We start from the raw sequence: 17,308 nt of genomic DNA, 5'->3' as shown, positions 1-17,308 counted from the left end.
CTCCGCATATCACGGAGTAGCTTTTTCTGCTGTCTTTATTTTTTCTCAATCGGTTTTTTCCAAAGACCGAGTACTAAACATGAAATCACGGCACCGATAATGATTGCCAGCAAGTACATAACCCAATTACCCACTACTGCCGGAAAGGCGAAAATTCCGCCATGCGGCGCTTGTATACCAATGCCGAATAATAAGGTCAGTCCGCCAGCAATGGCCGAGCCAATTATAGACGCTGGCAATACCCGCCCTGGATCAGAAGCAGCAAATGGAATCGCACCTTCGGTAATAAAGAAGGATCCGAGGGCATAGTTTGTTTTACCGGCTTCTCGCTCTTCCTCAGTAAATTTATTTTTGAAGAAGGTAGTTGCCAAGGCGATCGCTAATGGTGGTACCATCCCGCCAGCCATTACAGCTGCATGTGGACCAAAGTTACCAGCATCGATCATAGCAATACCAAACGTAAAGGCGGTTTTGTTAATTGGACCACCCATATCAATTGCCATCATACCACCTAAGATAATTCCTAAGAACAGCACGTTCGCACCTGTCATACCACCTAACCAATCACTCATCACACGCATCAGCCAAGCAACCGGCTCAATAATAACAAAATACATTAATAGACCAGTAATTAAAATATTGAACACCGGATAAAATAGAATCGTCTTAATACCATCGAACGTCTTCGGCATTCCTGATAGTGCCTTCTTGACACCTAAAGCAACATACCCACCTAAGAAACCAGCAATTAAACCGCCTAAGAAACCGGCATCACCTGCTGTTGCCATAAAACCACCAATCATCGCCGGTGCAAACCCTGGACGATCAGCAATACTCATACCGATAAAACCGGCTAACACTGCAACCATCAGTGCAAGGGCATTTTCCCCGCCAATAGTGTTTAATGCTGCTGCAAATACATTGTATTCCGCACTTTCAGGATCGGCTGAATGAATCCCAAATAAGAAGGAAATGGCTACTAACAAACCACCGCCGACAACAAATGGGAGCATATTCGATACACCATTCATTAAGTGCTGATAGAAGCTAGATCGGTTGCCGCTGCTTGATCCAGAACCAGATCCTGAACCTTTTCCATCACTTTCAAATACTGGTACATCTCCACTCATAGCTGTATCAATTAATTCCTCTGTCTTACGAATTCCATCGGTTACACCACGGCGCAGCACTTTCTTACCAGCAAAACGATCCATTTCTACTTTTGTATCAGCCGCAATGATAATCGCTTTTGCCTTTTTGATCTCTTCGTCTGTCAAGCGATTCTTCACACCATCTGAACCATTTGTCTCTACCTTGATTGAAATTCCTTTTGCTTTTGCCTTATCCTTGAGGGCATCTGCTGCCATATAAGTATGGGCTATTCCTGTCGGACAACCCGTGACGGCAAGAAGTTCAATGCCGCTGTCTTCTGGGTTAGCTTCGGCTGCTGCCTTAGCCTCTGATTCATCCCTGCCTAGTTTTTCTTCTTCCTTCTGATCAATAATCTTCAGAATATCATCCTCTGTATTGGCCTCCATCAGCTGCTGACGGAAATCTTCATCAATCAATAACGTGGACAACCTGGATAATGTTTGAAGATGATCATTATTCGCGCCTTCACTAGCAGCAATCATAAAAAATAAATGAGCAGGCTGACCATCTAATGAATCATAATCAATTCCAGCTTGTGATCGGGCAAACGCAATAGCAGGCGTAGCTACCGCACTTGTCTTTGCGTGCGGGATCGCTACCGTTTCGCCAATTCCCGTACTTGTCTGATTTTCACGATCCCAAATAGCTTGTATAAATTGCTCTTTATCCTTCAGATAATTGCCTTTATCTAGTTGTTCAGCTAATTCATTAATAATCCCATCTTTAGACTGTGCCTTTGCATCTAAAATGATAATATTACGTCTTAATAGCTCGGTAATTTTCATTATTTATCCATCCTTTCTGATTAATATCGGTTTATTTGAACTTGCGGCAACAACGCCACTACTTCTTCTTTCGTACATAATGTCTTGGAGAAGGCTGTTGCACTGCCCGACGCAATCGCATATTGCGCTGCTTCTTGCGGATTGCCTGTCTGCTGTAATTTATAAATAAAACCGGCGACCGCTGAATCACCCGCACCTACAGAGTGAACTGCTTGACCAACTGGTGCTGTCAAACGAAATTCGCCGCCTTCCCCTACATAAATAGCGCCATCTTTCGCCATTGAAATTAATACGTGTTGAATCTTATTCTCCTGATGAAGACGTTTGGCTAAACGAACAATATCCTCTTCCCCATGTACCGTTTCCTCAAACAACTCTGCCAATTCATGATGATTCGGCTTAATAAAAGCCGGGCTTGCCTGAATGGCCTCCTTGAGCGGCAGACCGCTCGTATCCAAAATTGCCTTTACTCCCTGTTCATGCAAGTGGGCAACTATTTCACGATACGTATTCGGTGCCAAAGAAGCAGGCAGACTTCCCGCTAGGACAACCACATCTTCTTGATTTAACTGTTTAAATTTATCTAATAATTGCTGATAATCTGCTGGTTCAATCTGTGGCGACACACCGTTTACCTCTGTTTCCTCATTACCTGATTTCATTTTCAAATTTATCCGCGTATCTGCTTGCAATTGGACAAAATCATGCGAAATGCCTGTTTCTGTTAAGTAATCGGTAATAAACTTGCCGGTAAAGCCTCCAACAAACCCTAATGCTGTACTTTCCCCACCGAGCCTTTGCAATACTCTGGAAACATTAATTCCTTTACCGCCAGCTTCCTTGTAATCTGCTTTACTTCTGTTTAAACCGCCTGCCGTAAACTGATCGACTTGCACAACATAATCAATCGCTGGATTTAGTGTAACCGTATAAATCATAGTGATACCACCTCCAAAGACGTATATTTTCGTAAAGCATCTTGCTGTTCTTCTGATATATGGTTCGTTGTAACAATGCTGACTTCTGATAAATCGCCTACATTTGCAAAAGATATCTCTCCGAATTTGGAGGAGTCTGCCAGTACATAAGCTGCCAGTGATTGATCTATTGCTGCACGTTTCACACTTGCTTCTTCCGGATCTGGTGTCGTTAACCCTTGTTCCAGATGGATACCATTCATACCTAGAAAACATTTATCAAATCGGTATTCTCGAACAGATTCGACTGCCTTTGTACCAGTAAGTGCGGCTGTACCCTGCTTTGCTTTACCGGCAATCACATAAGTATCAATACCTTGTTCAATTAACAGCTGCACATGCGGAATACCATTGGTGACGACCACAACCGACTTATCTTGTAAAAAAGGGATCATCGCTAATGATGACGATCCTGCATCTAAATAAATGGAGTCTCCTGTTTCTATAAACGAAGCTGCTTTTTTGGCAATTGCCTGCTTTTCCTCATAATTTTTAGTCTGTTTCTCCAGAAAAGTAGGTTCTTCTCTTTTTTTCTTTATTAACGAAGCACCACCATGAACACGTTTGATATATTGTTTCCTCTCCAGTTCTGTTAAATCTCTGCGGATCGTTGATTCGGAGGCTTGTGTTAACTCACAAATGTCTTTAACCTTTACGACTTCTTGTTCTTTCAGCAAAGACAAAATCAATTCTTGCCTCTCAATCGTTAGCACTGTGATCATTCCTTTTTTATAGAAGTTGTTCAAAAAGTCCAACAAAAATGACGCATCGAATTTCTGCGTTGACTTGCTTTTCCGTTACTCACGTATTTAAAAGCATACGTTCCGTTACTCCAAACTGCCCCTTGAACTTTCGACGTACAGGATGTACTAGTATCGGTGTTGCAACACGATGTTGCGAACTTAACCGATGATGGTCCTTTTTATCGGCCTTTTGAACACACACTTATAGTTATTAATCGCTTACACATAGTATATAATGGAAAATAATCAATGTCAATCACAAAAAATCAAAATCAATCAAAATCAGTCATTTAACTTTATTTGAATGTATTAGAGGAAAGTCAAATTACTGCCCTAATACTTCACACCTTGATAAAGGAATAGTAGAATATAGTTTGAAAGGAGGCATACAAGTGAGACATGTATACATATTATTTGCAGCTATTTTTGCTATTCATATTTATGCTTCATTCTTCCCAAATCCTATTCTGTCATATTCATTAGGTATACTTTCTATTGTCATGTTATTAATCAGCTTCCGGCAGGCCACTAAGCTGTTTCAAATATTAGGTGCTTGCTTTTTTTTGATCGGCGTCCTATTAATTCCTTCTACCAGCCTATCCATCTTAGATATTATTCCATTGATGGGTGATAATCTCTCGCTGCTAACCTTGCTTGCTATGCTGCCTTGGATGAACAGTGCGGTAGCTGCCGGGCGCTTTGATAAATTATTACAGCATTTGCTGCGGGGGAATATTCGGCACTTAGGCCAGCTGTATCAACGCAGTACCACAGCAATGATGTCTTTGACTGCTTTTCTGAATGTATCAGCCGCTACCATTGCTCAAGATGTATTGGTAGATAATTTGAAACCCATTAAGCAAAAAGTCGCCAGCAAGTTTATTATGATGACTACCTTACGCGGATATTCCTTCGCCTTGCCTTGGAGTCCGTTAGAAGTACTGGTTGCCATGGTAATTGTTACGACTGGGGTGAAATTTGCCGAGCTGCTTCCTTGGATGATTGCCATTACCATTTTGATGTATGCCTTGGACAGCCTGTGGGGAAGGTGGTATTTTAAACGTTATCCTTATCCGGCAGTTCCTGAGACTGAACATAAGCAAAACGGTCAAAATCGATCAAAAATTTTGCAATTAATTATTGCTCTATCTTCCTTTTTATTTTTGGTTATTTTGATTGGTAATCTTTTTGACTTGGAGTTTATTCTCACGGTTATTTTGATTGTGCTTCCATTTGCTTGTTTATGGAGTATAGCAATTGGCAGATGGCGAAGTTTTCGCATTATTGGCTGGAATCGTTTTAAAAACAGCTTGAATACGATGCATAACTTTATCGTATTATTTGTGACCTTGGCGTTATTTACCAATGCCTTGAATGCCTCCCCGGTTTTAACCATGCTGCAGCAGCCGATTTTGAGCCTGGCAGATAAGCCGCTGTTTGTCTTAATTATCATTCAGCTTTTATTTGTAGTATTAAGTATGTTTGGGGTGCACCCGCTTGCCACATTAGGTATTTTAAGCGGCATTGGCGGCATGTTGATCGATATTCTCGGTCCATTAAGCTTGGCTGTCAGCCTGATTATAGCCGGAGTCGCTACTGTCCCAATCGGTACATATGGATTGGTCGTGACCATTACATCGATGAGCCTGAAGCAAAGCCCTTATTATATTACCTACTATAATCTGATCTATTCCTTCGTCTTTAGTATTGTTGGGATTGTATTTGCTTATTTCTTGATTTAAAATGCCAGGATTTCATATACAGAGATGGACCCCACTTCGTGCGGAGTCCATCTTTTTTCTATGCCTGTAATCTTCCCCAAACTTCTCACATGAAATAGTTTCATTTATTTGATAAAGTTAGACTATCACTTTTAAAAAGACCAGCTATAAAAAGTCAAGAGGAAAAAATGATGTAATTTAACGATTACGAAGGAAACCTTCTAACTAAATTTAAGCATGCTAAATAAGCCTTCCATTCACTCCTTTTAAAAAAAGTATCGCTTAATAGATATTTGGTCTAGGCTCATAAGGTTTGTTATCCCTAAGTATCGCAAAAATGATATGCGTTAATTTACGAGCCACTGCTCCTACAGCTGTTCCATGTGGTTTGCCGCGTTGTCTTAATCTTTGATAATGCAAAGAAAGCGCGGGATCATGAAAGCTAGCGACAAAAGCGGCCTGCCAAATCGCACGTCTAAGATAAGGGGAACCTCGTTTAGAAAGTCTCGTTCTACTGCTGTTAAAATCACCAGATTGATGAACAGAGGCATCTAAACCAGCGAAAGCAACAAGTTGTTCAGGGCGATCAAATCGTTGAATAGATCCAACTTCACCTAGTATGACACAGGCAGTTACATCACTAATACCAGTGATTGTAGTTAAAAAATGTTCCTGACGATTAGAAATCTCAATCATGACTGTCTCTATTTGATTTAAATGTTGCTCAATTAAAGAAATTTGCTCCAATAAGAGTTGAATCTGTAGTTTAAACACATCTGTTCCAATAGAAATACCAAAAGTGTTTGAAGCATTATCCTTAAGTAGAGTGGCTTTGTCATGCGCCCGTGATTCACCAAGTCGCCCCTTACTGAGATGGTTTAATAAAGAGGCAAGTTTTTCTGTCTCTATTTCAATCAGGTCCTCTGGAAGAGGTGAATGCAGTAATATCTCAGTAGAAGATTTCCCGAATATGTCTGAAAAGACCTGTTCATATTCAGGAAAAACCTGATCTAATAATGAAATAATTTTTCGTTTTAAATCTGAGCTTTGATCTACAAAGGAATAGCGTAACCGCTCAAGATTCCGTAACCGAAGTAAATCTTCTTCCATAAAAGGCGTTTCATCAGGTGAATCCATGCGAATCACTTGGGCAATTAAATAGGCGTCCTTTGTATCGTTCTTTGTTTTACGAATATAAAAATGACGCAATGCATCTGACTGAAGTGGATTGAAGACGGTTGTTTTAAATCCTAATTTATGAAGAAATGAAAAAATAGAAAGCCAATAATGACCAGTAGCTTCAAGTCCGACAACAGAATTATCTGGTGTTAAATGGAATTGGTTGATAAATGTTAGAAGCTTTTCACTACCAGCTTTTGAATTAGCAAATTTCAAGCTTTTTCCTATAGATTCACCCTTGTCATTAATTAATCCGGCTTCGTGATTTCGTTTACCAACATCAATACCGAGATAAAACAAAATAAGCACCACCTAAAACATCATTTTTCAGATGGAGGAATCCTCTTATCCTTATAGATATCCAACCTCGTTCGATATACGACAACGAATGTGTCATCCAGCTCATTCGAATAGTTCTATAAAGAAAGAGGTGTCAATCTTTTTAACGAAGACAAGGCTTCAAGGAGAGAAACGACAACCTCTATCTGATTAAATACATTATACCTTGAATGGTATAAAGATTTAAAACTAGTAAAAAAACTAGTTAATAATAATATACGAGGAGAGATGTATCATGTATCGTACTGTTCAGGATTTTATTAACGATTGGGAACACGCTGCAAAAGGAACAGAGGAAGTACTGCAAGCTGTGACTGATGAAAAATCAGGTCAAGCCATTGTAGAAGGCCACAGCACACTAAGGTGGCTCAGTTTTCATTTGGCAACTTCACCAGCTTTCTTCGCCGGTCTGGCTGGACTAGATGTAAAGGCAACGCTTGCCTCTGAACCAAATCATGTGGAAGATAGTGTAAAAGCCTATCAAGAAATAGTCGCTGACGTGAAACAAGCAGCAGAGAACAACCTGTCAGATGAAGCCTTGCTGGAAGAAGTAGACGGAAATGGTGGAAAAACCCCTCGTGGTGCAATACTGCGCATCCTTATTGATCATCAAACACACCACCGCGGACAAATGACCGTACTGCTTCGTCAAGCAGGTCTGCCTGTCCCAGGTATTATGGGACCGACGAAAGAACAACAGTCATAGATCAGCAGACTCATGGGAAAGGCCGGATTCAGTGGAAAACCATTTAGTCCGTGCGAAAAGAAGATTAGCAGAATAATAAACCTCTGCTAATCTTTTTTTAAGATAATATTGCTATTTTGTTCTGTAATTGCTCATTTTTTTGAAAGCGTTACCACATTAATAAATTAACTTAAATTAATTAGTTTTGTCGATAAAATAACTAAAATTAGGGTAACGAATGACATATAAGATTTAGTTGGATTAGTTATATACTTTTTGCAAAAAAAAGATGACTCCCTGTTACGGGAATCACCTTCTAGATATCATTTAGTCTGTTTTTCAAAACCCCTGACAAAGGCTGCCTGAACAACAGTCTATTTGTTATTATTCACTATATTCTCTTACCGCTTCTGTTGTTAACTCGATTCCACCTCTCGGTGTTTGATAAACGGTGACTTTCACAGAAGCTGGATCTATCGCCCATACGATATCATCAGCGATTTGTGCAGCTAATGATTCACAGAAAGCCCCATGATCACGGAAAGACCATAAGTAGAATTTCATCGATTTGGATTCGATACACTTATGGCGCGGCGTATAATTAATTTCCACCTTACCAAAGTCCGGCTGACCTGTTTTAGGACAAACTGCCGTAAACTCTAATGCTCGAAAGGTAATATTCTGTACATTTGGTGCATCAAAAGCCTCTTGTTTCAATACTTCTCTTGCCTCTTCTACACTGTTTGGTCTCGGCATTGGCCCAGAGCGTGGTAAATAATAATTTTCTGACATATACTTGTTCCTCCTAGTTTTGTTAAAGCAGGATGGTTGCGAACTGCTTTTTTCTTACCCTCCACTAATTATATCAGATTCAAACATAGTCAACCATTCTATCGATTATAAATCCCTGCTTCAGCTTTGAAGCAGGGCTAATAGATGTTTTATGAATGCTTTTGGGCAAAACGATCCATAAAGGACACTAGTGCCTCTACACCATCAAGCGGCATGGCATTATAAATGCTGGCACGCATTCCTCCAACAGAGCGGTGGCCTTTTAATGTTTCCAAACCAGCTTCCTTGGCTTCTTTTACAAATTCTGCATCTAGGTCATGATTGGGAATAACAAATGGGATATTCATAATAGAACGGCTTGTTTCCTCTACAGGAGAATCGTAAAAATCAGACTGCGCAATATAGTCATACAGTGTTGCGGCCTTTTTTTCATTACGCGTTTGCAGCTGCTTAATTCCGCCTAATTCTTTCAGCCATTCAAATACTAACTTCGCGATATAAATAGCATATGTTGATGGTGTATTATATAGTGAGCCGCTCTCACTATGTGTTTGGTAATCCAACATGGTCGGACACGCTCGGCTGGCATGCCCAATTAAATCATCACGGATAATCACTACAGTTAGTCCGGCCGGACCAATATTCTTTTGTGCCCCTGCATAAATTAAACCAAACTTAGAAACTTCTATCTCTTCTGAAAGAATATTGGAAGACATATCTGCCACTAGTGGTACACTGCCTGTATCAGGGATATCACGGAAGGCGGTACCTTCAATTGTATTATTTGTCGTAATATGCACATAATCCGCCTCTGGATCTATCATATCTGGTGTAATAGCTGGAATATAGGTAAAATTTTGATCCGCTGAAGAGGCGATTTCATTCACTTCTAGATATTTTTTGGCCTCTTTTATTGCTTTTTTAGACCATGAACCTGTATTAACGTAATCTGCTTTACCATTTTTGTGTAGATTTAAAGGAATGGCTGCAAATTGTTGAGAGGCACCTCCTTGAACAAATAACACCTTATAATTATCTGGGATTTGCATCAGTTCTCTTAAAAGGTTCTCAGCCTCTGTAATAATATCAGTAAATAAGCCTGAACGATGGCTTATTTCCATAACAGACATACCAGAACCCTTGTAATTGGTTAGTTCTGTTTGAGCCTTCTCTAAGACTGCCAAGGGCAACATAGATGGGCCGGCAGAGAAATTATATACACGATCCATTTTTAACCACACTCCTTCTATTTTTAAACACAAAGAGGTAAGGAACTGTCTCCTTACCTTCGCCCAGGCGAGCGGCTAGCTATCATATGTGCTCCCCTGCGGTTATCCGCACCCTCGCCAGTTACACATAGCCAATTAACTTTGTGAAAATTATAACAAGTTTCTGACCATTTTTCAATCGAAAATTGTGGTATTTTTGTTAATTTATCGACTGTGTCAAATAGAACAACCAAAAATTAGTACGAAAATCGTAACAGCTTCCCTTATGAAAATGTGATAAAATAGAGGATGGTTTTTAAAAATAAAAACAAAATCTGATAATTAGGACGGAACAAAGATGCAAACGATTATTTTCGATGTAGATGATACATTATACGACCAGCTGCAGCCTTTTCGCCGCACTGTAAAACAACATATTGCTTCTTCTTTTAGTGAAGAGCAGATACTTGCCCTCTACAAAAGGAGCAGGGAATATAGTGATGAAGTGTTTGAAAAGCATATGAGTGGTGAAATAACGGCATTAGAGTTGCAGACTTATCGAATTCGCAAGGCATGTGCCGACTTTTTCATAACCATAGATGAGCAACAGGCAATCGCTTTTCAACAATTCTATGTGCAAGAACAACGAAAGATTGAACTATTTCCTGCTATGAAACAACTGCTTCATCAATTGCATGCAAGTCCTGTTCAATTAGCCGTGTTAACTAATGGCGAATATGATCATCAAATGATGAAAGTTACACAACTTGGCTTGACGAGATGGATTCCAGCTGACCATATTTTTGTTTCCGAACAAATTGGCTATTCGAAACCGGATCTGGAAGTCTTTCAGTTTGTAGAGCAACAGTTAGATTTAGAGAGAACTTCTACCTTGTATATTGGTGATTCCTTTGAACATGATGTGATAGGGGCAAAACAAGCTGGATGGCAGGTCATCTGGCTTAATCATCGTCACCGTGAGGCAGCAAGTACCCAAGTAACTGCTGACTACACACTTGATCAAGTGGATGAACTGTTCGATATGTTGAATGAAAGAATGAACCTGTAAATAAGCAGGTCGTCATCATGTAAGGGGTTTTCTTCATCCCCCATTAAATATTAGTTGCATCAAACGGGGTGTTAACGTCCGTAATTTCTCATTTAAATCATTCTGTTTTTGAGGTGGGAATTATACAGATGACTGCACCGAGACAAATCTAACATGGAAACATCTGTAATAGATTGCTTTCATTTTCTGGAGTGAGATCGTTGAAATCAAAAAAAGTACTTGCTATTTTATTTGCTGTTATGTTCTTCGTTATGGTCGGATTCGGGATTATCATCCCTGTATTGCCGTTTTATGCCGAAGAACTTGGTGCTACACCTTTTCAATTAGGTTTATTAATGGCAACCTATTCTGTTATGCAATTCCTATTCGCACCTATGTGGGGACGTATTTCTGATAAAATTGGCCGTAAACCTGTGCTGCTTATCGGAATTGCCGGGTTGGCTATTTCCTTTTTCTTATTAGGGCTGGCCTCACAGTTATGGATGCTGTTTGCAGCAAGGATTATTGGCGGCATGTTATCTGCAGCTAATATGCCGACAGTTACTGCCTATGTAGCCGATATTACAAGCGAAGAAGACCGCGGGAAAGGTATGGGAATTATTGGTGCTGCTGTTGGACTTGGGTTTATATTCGGACCAGCCATTGGTGGAGTCTTCTCTGCTACTAACTTAGCATTGCCTTTCTTTTTGTCTGGTATTTCTTCTTTGTTAACCTTTTTCCTTGTACTATTTGTACTAAAGGAATCCCTGACAGAAACCAGCCATACCAGCGGCAAAAAGCGCGGTTCTATCTTAGACGGCTTAAAGAGTCCTATTGCTAATCTATATATTCTGCAATGGTTTGTATCGATTTCTCTAGCTGGATTAGAGGCAACCTTTGCTTATTTTGCTTATGAACGAGCCGGGTTAGGTACAATTGAACTTGGGTATATCTTTATGATTATGGGATTAGCCGGAGCCATCGTACAAGGCGGTCTTGTCGGGCGGATGACAAAAAGTTTGGGGGAAGGAAAAGTAATCCAAATCGGTATTATCGTTTCTGCGGTTGGCTTTGCCTTAATCTTGCTTGTCCAAAACTTTCTTACGGCAGCCATCTTCCTCACCATTTTCGGGTTAGGTAATGGCTTAATTCGCCCAAGTGTTTCCTCCCTTCTAACCAAAACCGTCAAATCAGGTTATGGGCAAACAACCGGCTTGTTATCCTCTTTTGATTCATTAGGACGGATCATTGGGCCGCCTTTGGGAGGTTTGTTATATGGGGTGACCATTGTCTTGCCTTATGTGTCTGGCGTTATCTTATCTTTGTTTGCCTTAATAGTTTACTATATTTACAGCAAACAAATGAAGCCAGTATTGTAAAGTTGTATATAAGATAGATGGTTACAAAAAAAACACAAAGGATCCTTTGTGTTTTTTTGCATCCCCCATTATTCCCCAGGAAATAATTAATTTCATACCTTTTCGCTAAAATTCAGCAGAACGATAATCATGTGGATCCAGCTGTCTTAATAACTGCATTTGTTTGGTGGTTGGCGCTTTGGTATATCGAACCTCATCATAAATAAGCGGGAATCCCGTATGTTCTTGGACTTCCTCTATGGTAGTATGAGGATGGACCGAATCCAATTCTAGTCTATTATTCCGAAAAATAAACACGCATAATGGCGTTACAATCTTCCACAGATTACCTCTCGTTGTGACAAAATCGACTTGTTTTACAAATGTGCGTATATCATGTTTGGTCCGCCAAATAATGGCCTTTTTTGCTGTCGGTATAAGCACTGCACTGCCTGCTCCACCTGGTAAACGCACCTTAGGCCGATGGTAATCACCAATCACAGAGGCATTAACATTTCCATGCATATCAAATTGAATCCCGCCTAAAAAAGCTACATCCAGTTTTCCACGCATGGATAAATCGAAAACTTCGTCTAATTGAAAATAAGCTTCACTGCTTTCCACTAAATCTGGACCTGCTGATGAAAAGGCAGCTTTTTTGATCGAGCTTGGATTTACGCCTCCTGGAATATTGAGATGCACTAAATGAGGGGCATGCATATGCCTTGCCAAATGCATAGCAACCATTGGTAATTGAGAGGACACACCATGGAACACGGTTTCACCATCTTCTAACATATCAGCAATTACACAAGTCATTAAATCACTAAGCCGATATTTCTGATTTACCATTTGCGCTCCCCCCTGACCTCACGATGGTCTTGTTGATCATATCGATGAATAAAGTGGCTAATTTGATCCGCTTCCTTCAACTGTAAAAACTCCCTTAAGGCCCGGTCATCTACATCATAGGCTGGGTAACAAGCGGCAGGTGCTGCACCTTTAGGCACTTTCACTACAGCCTCTACTAAAAAGCCTGGTATATCAATCCGTTCCTTTTGCTGTTTAATCGTAAAATCGGATACCACCTGTTCCGTTGTAATAATTACACGGTTGGCAGCACGTGACATTAACACATCCTCAAATTTCGGACCATGGATGATTGCATTTCCATTTTTATCACATTCCTGAACATGGATAACCGCTACATCTGGTACAATCGCACGGACTAATGTTACCGGCTCTCCCGTAAATGGATCCTCCACCACTACAAAATAGTCGTTTTTCTCAATTAAATCTCCATATTTCAAGCCGCTGACTGGCATGAATGGGACATTGGTCTTTGCTGCCCTTAAGGCGCTAATAACGGTGTAACAGGCATGTTCATTGGCCTTCACTACCCCGGTTTGTACAGCCTTTCGGTAGTGAGGCGGCAAGCCATATACCGTTTCATAACTAACGAACCCTGCATCAACCTGATCAACAGCTCCAACGGCACAAAGTAGATCGATATCATGTGCTCCAGCTGTTTTTACTACTCGTAATTTTCTTTTTTCTTGGCGTGCAAGTTCTCGCACAAATGCCATTGGTGCTCGATGCAGCACATTTCCACCTAAGGCAAGTGTCGCACCATCTTCCACAGATGCTGCAACTTCATTCAAAGCTTTTACTTTTGTCACGTGAATCACCTCCTGCCTTTGTTCCTTGTTCTCAAAAAGCACCCCATTTGATTGGGATGCTGATAGAAGTAGTCTTACTTGATCGCATTACTTGCAATATGGACAGCATCCCACACACCTGCAAAAGGCGGGGCATAACATAAATCTGTCATACCAAGCTGATCTGCTGGCATTTGGTTCTGAATAGCGATAGCAAACATATCAATACGCAAGACAACCCCTTGATTGCCTATTGCCTGCGCACCTAGAACACGTTTAGTGCCTTGCTCACAAATCAGTTTAATCCAAATTGGTGTTTGATTAGGATAATAACCAGGATGATTAGCTGCTTGTACAAAGCTTACCTGATATGGGATCGCCAAATCTTTGGCCTCTTGTTCGGAAAGACCAGTTCTGGCTAATTCTAAATCAATCAGCTTTAAGGCAGCACTTCCCAATGTCCCAATATACTTCTGATGGGCACCTGCTATATTCTCCCCTGCTATACGGCCGCATTTATTGGCATTCGTACCTAAGGGCAAATACGTATTTTCCTGTTTCACATAGTGATAGACTTCAGCACAATCACCTGCTGCATAGATATCTTCTACACTTGTGCGCATTTCACGATCAACAACAATAGCCCCGTTTTTGGCTAATTGAATACCTGTGCCCTGCAAAAATTCAGTCGCTGGGCGAACACCGATAGACATCACCACTAAGTCGGCTGGATAGCTTCCTTTGCTAGTTGTTACCTGTTCCACCTGACCGTTTCCTTGAAAACTTTTGACAGACTCATTCAAATGCAGGGAAAGCTGTTTTTCTTTTAAATGATTGCTTGCAATGTCCGTTATCTCTTGATCAAACGGCAGTAAAATTCGGTCCATTTGTTCGATAATCCGGACTTGCTTGCCTAATTGGTGCATGGCTTCTGCCAACTCCATACCAATATAACCAGCGCCAACAATAACTACTCGCTGATGCTCTGGCTGTACAACCTTTTCCCTTAAGGTAATCCCATCTTCTAATGTCTTTAGAACATGGATATTGTTTAAGGACAGTCCTTCTAATGGCGGCAGAATCGGAGTAGTACCCGTTGCAATCATGAGTTTATCATACGTATCCAAAAACAGCTGACCAGTTTGAAGATTTCTAACCATCACTTGTTTTCGTTCTGGTGAAAGCTTGATGACTTGATGCTCGGTACAGACACGAATACCCTGTTCATGAAATTGCTCTTTCGTGCGTGCAATCATCTTGGTATAATCCTCATTTTCACCTGAAACATAGTACGGCAGCCCACAGGCGCCATATGAGACAAATGCACCTTGTTCATATACTACTACTTCTGCTGTTGGATTTACCCTTTTTAATTTAGAGGCCGCGGACATACCAGCCGCGACTCCTCCGATTACAATTAACTTCATGACGCACGTCTCCTATTCATTCCTGCTAGCTTATCTAGCCTCTGGTTCTTGATCCAAAATCCCAATGATAACCGCATCAATGGGGGCTTCTCTCGTTAAACCATGTTGAGCAGCACTTCCAAAGCTAACAAGTACATACTCTCCTTCACCTGCACCAATCATATCTGCTGCTACAAATCTTTCTTTTCCTGGTTGATCATATGGCTCTATCACAAGCAGTTTATAGCCCTGTAAGCTGTCATACTTTCTTGTGGAAACCACTCTATTAATCACTTTTCCGATTACCACATTCATAACCCCCACTATTGGGATAAGGGTTTACTTGATTAAAGTCAAATATTCCCCACCCTTGATTCCAAACGCATTGGCATCATCTGTATCGATATGCATATCTAAGACATAACGATCACTAACCCTTACAGTCACTCCATACATCATGCCGCCTTTTTCACCGTCGATTTCGATTTTTACCTTTTGATGATTAGCAACACCATATAGACGGGCATCTTCAGGAGACATATGGATATGACGGTCGGCGATAATACAGCCTTCTTCCAGTTCGATGCTTCCTTTAGGTCCAATAATCGTTACCGGCGCTGAATCCTTGAGATCACCTGAATGACGAACAGGCGGGTTGACCCCTAGCTTAATGGCATCTGTTTTCGAAATTTCTACTTGTGTCTGCTGCCTTAAAGGTGCCACAATCCGTACACGCTCTAAGCGCTGCTTCGGTCCAACAATAGTCACTTGTTCTTGACAGGAGTATTGGCCAGGCTGAGAAATATCTCGGTGTTTCGTAAATGTATAGCCCTTGCCAAATAAAAGATCGGCATGACGCTGTTCCAGATGAACATGGCGAGCGGACACACTTACTGGCACCTTTTGTGCTGAATCTGAAGTGACTGCTATCTCACGTTGTTGTAATTCCGTCATTACTGCTTCCATAATGACATGGTAGAGTTCTTCCTTCTTCCCTGTCATCTAACTGACCACCTTTTATTGAAACGCTGGTAAGATTTTGGACACGTCGCTATGTGGTCTTGGGATCACATGGACTGCTACTACTTCACCTACACGGCCTGCTGCTTCTGCACCAACTTCTGTCGCTGCTTTCACTGCGCCTACATCACCTTTGATAATAACAGACACTAAGCCTGAACCAATCTTCTCACTGCCGACTACCTCCACGTTTGCCGCCTTAAGCATGGCATCTGCTGCCTCAATTGCCGCTGTTAAACCTCTTGTTTCAATTACACCTAATGAATCGCTCATGTTAGTTCCTCCTTGGTAAAATTCAGATTATAGTTGTAATAATTTATTTACATCACTGTGTGGTCTTGGAATCACATGGACTGCCACTACTTCGCCTACACGACCTGCTGCTTCTGCACCAACTTCTGTCGCTGCTTTTACCGCGCCTACATCACCTTTGATAATAACAGACACTAAGCCTGATCCAATTTTTTCACTGCCGACTATTTCGACATTTGCTGCCTTTAACATGGCATCTGCTGCCTCAATTGCTGCTGTTAAACCTCTTGTCTCGATTACTCCTAAAGAATCACTCATCTTTTGTTTCCTCCTTGTTTTCTATGTTATTTCTTGTATTAGTTGTTTTCTTATTGACGCGTTTCCTTGGTTTTGGCTTTGGTTCAGGCACCACATACTTCAAAATTTCCGGATGTGGGTTGGTAATAACCACGGCATTCTTTAAAGGTTGTCCTTGTTTGTGGTTATTGACTTGTTTGGCTTGCTCCACTGCCAATTGCACATCAGCAATTGAACCGCCTACTATAATAGAAACAAGTTTTCCGCCTAAACTATTCTGGCTGGATAAGAATTCAACATCTGATGTTTTCACTGCTTGGTCCAGCATTTCCATTGCCACTGCAAAATACTGTGTTTCTATCACACCAATTGCTTCGTAATGCTTCATGAATTCTCACCTGCCCCTTTTACTAGTGTATCATATAAACCTGGATCTGGTCGCGGGATACTCTTCACAGCAATTACTTGTCCATGATAAGAAGCTGCATCCGCCCCGACTTCCAATGCCGCTTGAACAGAAGCCAAATCGCCTTCTATGATAATCGTCAACCAGCCAGCACCGGATTGTTCGATGGCAGCTACTTTTACAAATGCATTCTTGCACATCGCATCAATTGCAGCTGTTGCTGTTGTTATTCCTACAACCTCGACCATCCCTAATGACTGTTTCATTGCCTATTCCCCTTGC

General features: G+C 41.0%; 19 protein-coding genes and 1 riboswitch. Of the genes, 4 read left to right on the top strand and 15 right to left on the bottom strand.

Features of this window, described 5'->3' with window-relative positions; genetic code table 11:
* Positions 1-35 precede the first annotated feature (35 nt).
* Genes JOD18_RS10220 through JOD18_RS10210 form a run of 3 tightly spaced genes read right to left on the bottom strand, consistent with a single transcriptional unit; the run spans position 36 to position 3,627 of the window.
* Positions 36-1,937: a PTS fructose transporter subunit IIABC gene (locus JOD18_RS10220; protein WP_204668926.1), complete on the bottom strand. Its 1,902-nt coding sequence runs from the start codon at positions 1,935-1,937 to the stop codon at positions 36-38.
* Between the two features lie 20 nt (positions 1,938-1,957).
* On the bottom strand, positions 1,958-2,875 hold the full coding sequence (gene pfkB, locus JOD18_RS10215) for a 1-phosphofructokinase (RefSeq protein WP_204668925.1): 918 nt from the start codon (positions 2,873-2,875) through the stop codon (positions 1,958-1,960).
* A complete protein-coding gene (locus tag JOD18_RS10210; RefSeq protein ID WP_204668924.1) occupies positions 2,872-3,627 on the bottom strand; it encodes a DeoR/GlpR family DNA-binding transcription regulator in 756 nt (251 codons plus the stop codon). Before JOD18_RS10210 ends, pfkB begins: the two co-directional genes overlap by 4 nt.
* 422 nt (positions 3,628-4,049) lie before the next feature.
* Between JOD18_RS10210 and JOD18_RS10205 the strand changes: the two genes are divergently transcribed.
* A complete protein-coding gene (locus JOD18_RS10205) occupies positions 4,050-5,399 on the top strand; it encodes a hypothetical protein (RefSeq protein ID WP_204668923.1) in 1,350 nt (449 codons plus the stop codon).
* A 261-nt stretch (positions 5,400-5,660) separates the two neighbouring features.
* Here the strand turns inward: JOD18_RS10205 and JOD18_RS10200 are convergent, their stop codons facing one another.
* On the bottom strand, positions 5,661-6,857 hold the full coding sequence (locus tag JOD18_RS10200) for an IS110 family RNA-guided transposase (protein WP_204668989.1): 1,197 nt from the start codon (positions 6,855-6,857) through the stop codon (positions 5,661-5,663).
* A 274-nt stretch (positions 6,858-7,131) separates the two neighbouring features.
* Here JOD18_RS10200 and JOD18_RS10195 point away from each other — a divergent pair, with 274 nt between their 5' ends.
* Positions 7,132-7,602, top strand: coding sequence for a DinB family protein (locus tag JOD18_RS10195; protein ID WP_204668922.1), 471 nt, complete (start codon positions 7,132-7,134; stop codon positions 7,600-7,602).
* Positions 7,603-7,965: 363 nt separating this feature from the next.
* Here JOD18_RS10195 and queF read toward each other — a convergent pair whose 3' ends face one another.
* Both queF and serC read right to left on the bottom strand, forming a co-directional pair.
* A complete protein-coding gene (gene queF / locus JOD18_RS10190) occupies positions 7,966-8,373 on the bottom strand; it encodes a preQ(1) synthase (RefSeq protein ID WP_204668921.1) in 408 nt (135 codons plus the stop codon).
* Between the two features lie 149 nt (positions 8,374-8,522).
* The gene (serC, locus tag JOD18_RS10185; RefSeq protein WP_204668920.1) at positions 8,523-9,602 is read right to left on the bottom strand and encodes a 3-phosphoserine/phosphohydroxythreonine transaminase; all 1,080 of its coding nucleotides are present in this window, start codon (positions 9,600-9,602) and stop codon (positions 8,523-8,525) included.
* 54 nt (positions 9,603-9,656) lie between these two features.
* A riboswitch (ZMP/ZTP riboswitch) is annotated at positions 9,657-9,737 on the bottom strand.
* Between the two features lie 202 nt (positions 9,738-9,939).
* On the opposite strand from serC, the gene JOD18_RS10180 reads away from it, so the two are divergent.
* Both JOD18_RS10180 and JOD18_RS10175 read left to right on the top strand, forming a co-directional pair.
* Entirely contained in the window at positions 9,940-10,650 is a 711-nt protein-coding gene (locus tag JOD18_RS10180; RefSeq protein ID WP_204668919.1) for an HAD family hydrolase, read from the top strand.
* Positions 10,651-10,850: 200 nt separating this feature from the next.
* Positions 10,851-12,008, top strand: a complete 1,158-nt coding sequence (locus tag JOD18_RS10175; RefSeq protein ID WP_204668918.1) for an MFS transporter — start codon at positions 10,851-10,853, stop codon at positions 12,006-12,008.
* Between the two features lie 105 nt (positions 12,009-12,113).
* Here the strand turns inward: JOD18_RS10175 and JOD18_RS10170 are convergent, their stop codons facing one another.
* From JOD18_RS10170 to JOD18_RS10130, 9 genes are all read right to left on the bottom strand, one after another.
* Complete coding sequence (locus JOD18_RS10170) at positions 12,114-12,839, bottom strand: CoA-transferase subunit beta (RefSeq protein WP_204668917.1); 726 nt, start codon at positions 12,837-12,839, stop codon at positions 12,114-12,116.
* On the bottom strand, positions 12,833-13,666 hold the full coding sequence (locus JOD18_RS10165; RefSeq protein ID WP_204668916.1) for a CoA transferase subunit A: 834 nt from the start codon (positions 13,664-13,666) through the stop codon (positions 12,833-12,835). Before JOD18_RS10165 ends, JOD18_RS10170 begins: the two co-directional genes overlap by 7 nt.
* A 74-nt stretch (positions 13,667-13,740) precedes the next feature.
* The gene (locus JOD18_RS10160) at positions 13,741-15,072 is read right to left on the bottom strand and encodes a CoA-disulfide reductase (RefSeq protein ID WP_204668915.1); all 1,332 of its coding nucleotides are present in this window, start codon (positions 15,070-15,072) and stop codon (positions 13,741-13,743) included.
* Between the two features lie 30 nt (positions 15,073-15,102).
* A complete protein-coding gene (locus JOD18_RS10155) occupies positions 15,103-15,366 on the bottom strand; it encodes a EutN/CcmL family microcompartment protein (RefSeq protein ID WP_204668914.1) in 264 nt (87 codons plus the stop codon).
* 24 nt (positions 15,367-15,390) lie between these two features.
* Entirely contained in the window at positions 15,391-16,053 is a 663-nt protein-coding gene (gene pduL / locus JOD18_RS10150; RefSeq protein ID WP_420827795.1) for a phosphate propanoyltransferase, read from the bottom strand.
* A gap of 15 nt (positions 16,054-16,068) precedes the next feature.
* The gene (locus tag JOD18_RS10145) at positions 16,069-16,344 is read right to left on the bottom strand and encodes a BMC domain-containing protein (protein ID WP_204668913.1); all 276 of its coding nucleotides are present in this window, start codon (positions 16,342-16,344) and stop codon (positions 16,069-16,071) included.
* A gap of 27 nt (positions 16,345-16,371) precedes the next feature.
* Positions 16,372-16,641 (bottom strand): BMC domain-containing protein, encoded by a 270-nt coding sequence (locus JOD18_RS10140; protein ID WP_204668912.1) that lies wholly within the window; start codon positions 16,639-16,641, stop codon positions 16,372-16,374.
* Entirely contained in the window at positions 16,634-17,008 is a 375-nt protein-coding gene (locus JOD18_RS10135) for a BMC domain-containing protein (RefSeq protein ID WP_204668911.1), read from the bottom strand. The genes JOD18_RS10140 and JOD18_RS10135 overlap by 8 nt, the downstream gene beginning before the upstream one ends.
* Positions 17,005-17,292: a BMC domain-containing protein gene (locus JOD18_RS10130; RefSeq protein WP_204668910.1), complete on the bottom strand. Its 288-nt coding sequence runs from the start codon at positions 17,290-17,292 to the stop codon at positions 17,005-17,007. Before JOD18_RS10130 ends, JOD18_RS10135 begins: the two co-directional genes overlap by 4 nt.
* Positions 17,293-17,308: the final 16 nt, after the last annotated feature.

This window comes from Gracilibacillus alcaliphilus (assembly GCF_016909015.1).
GTDB lineage: Bacteria > Bacillota > Bacilli > Bacillales > Amphibacillaceae > Gracilibacillus > Gracilibacillus alcaliphilus.
This window is presented reverse-complemented; position numbering and strand designations above follow the sequence as displayed.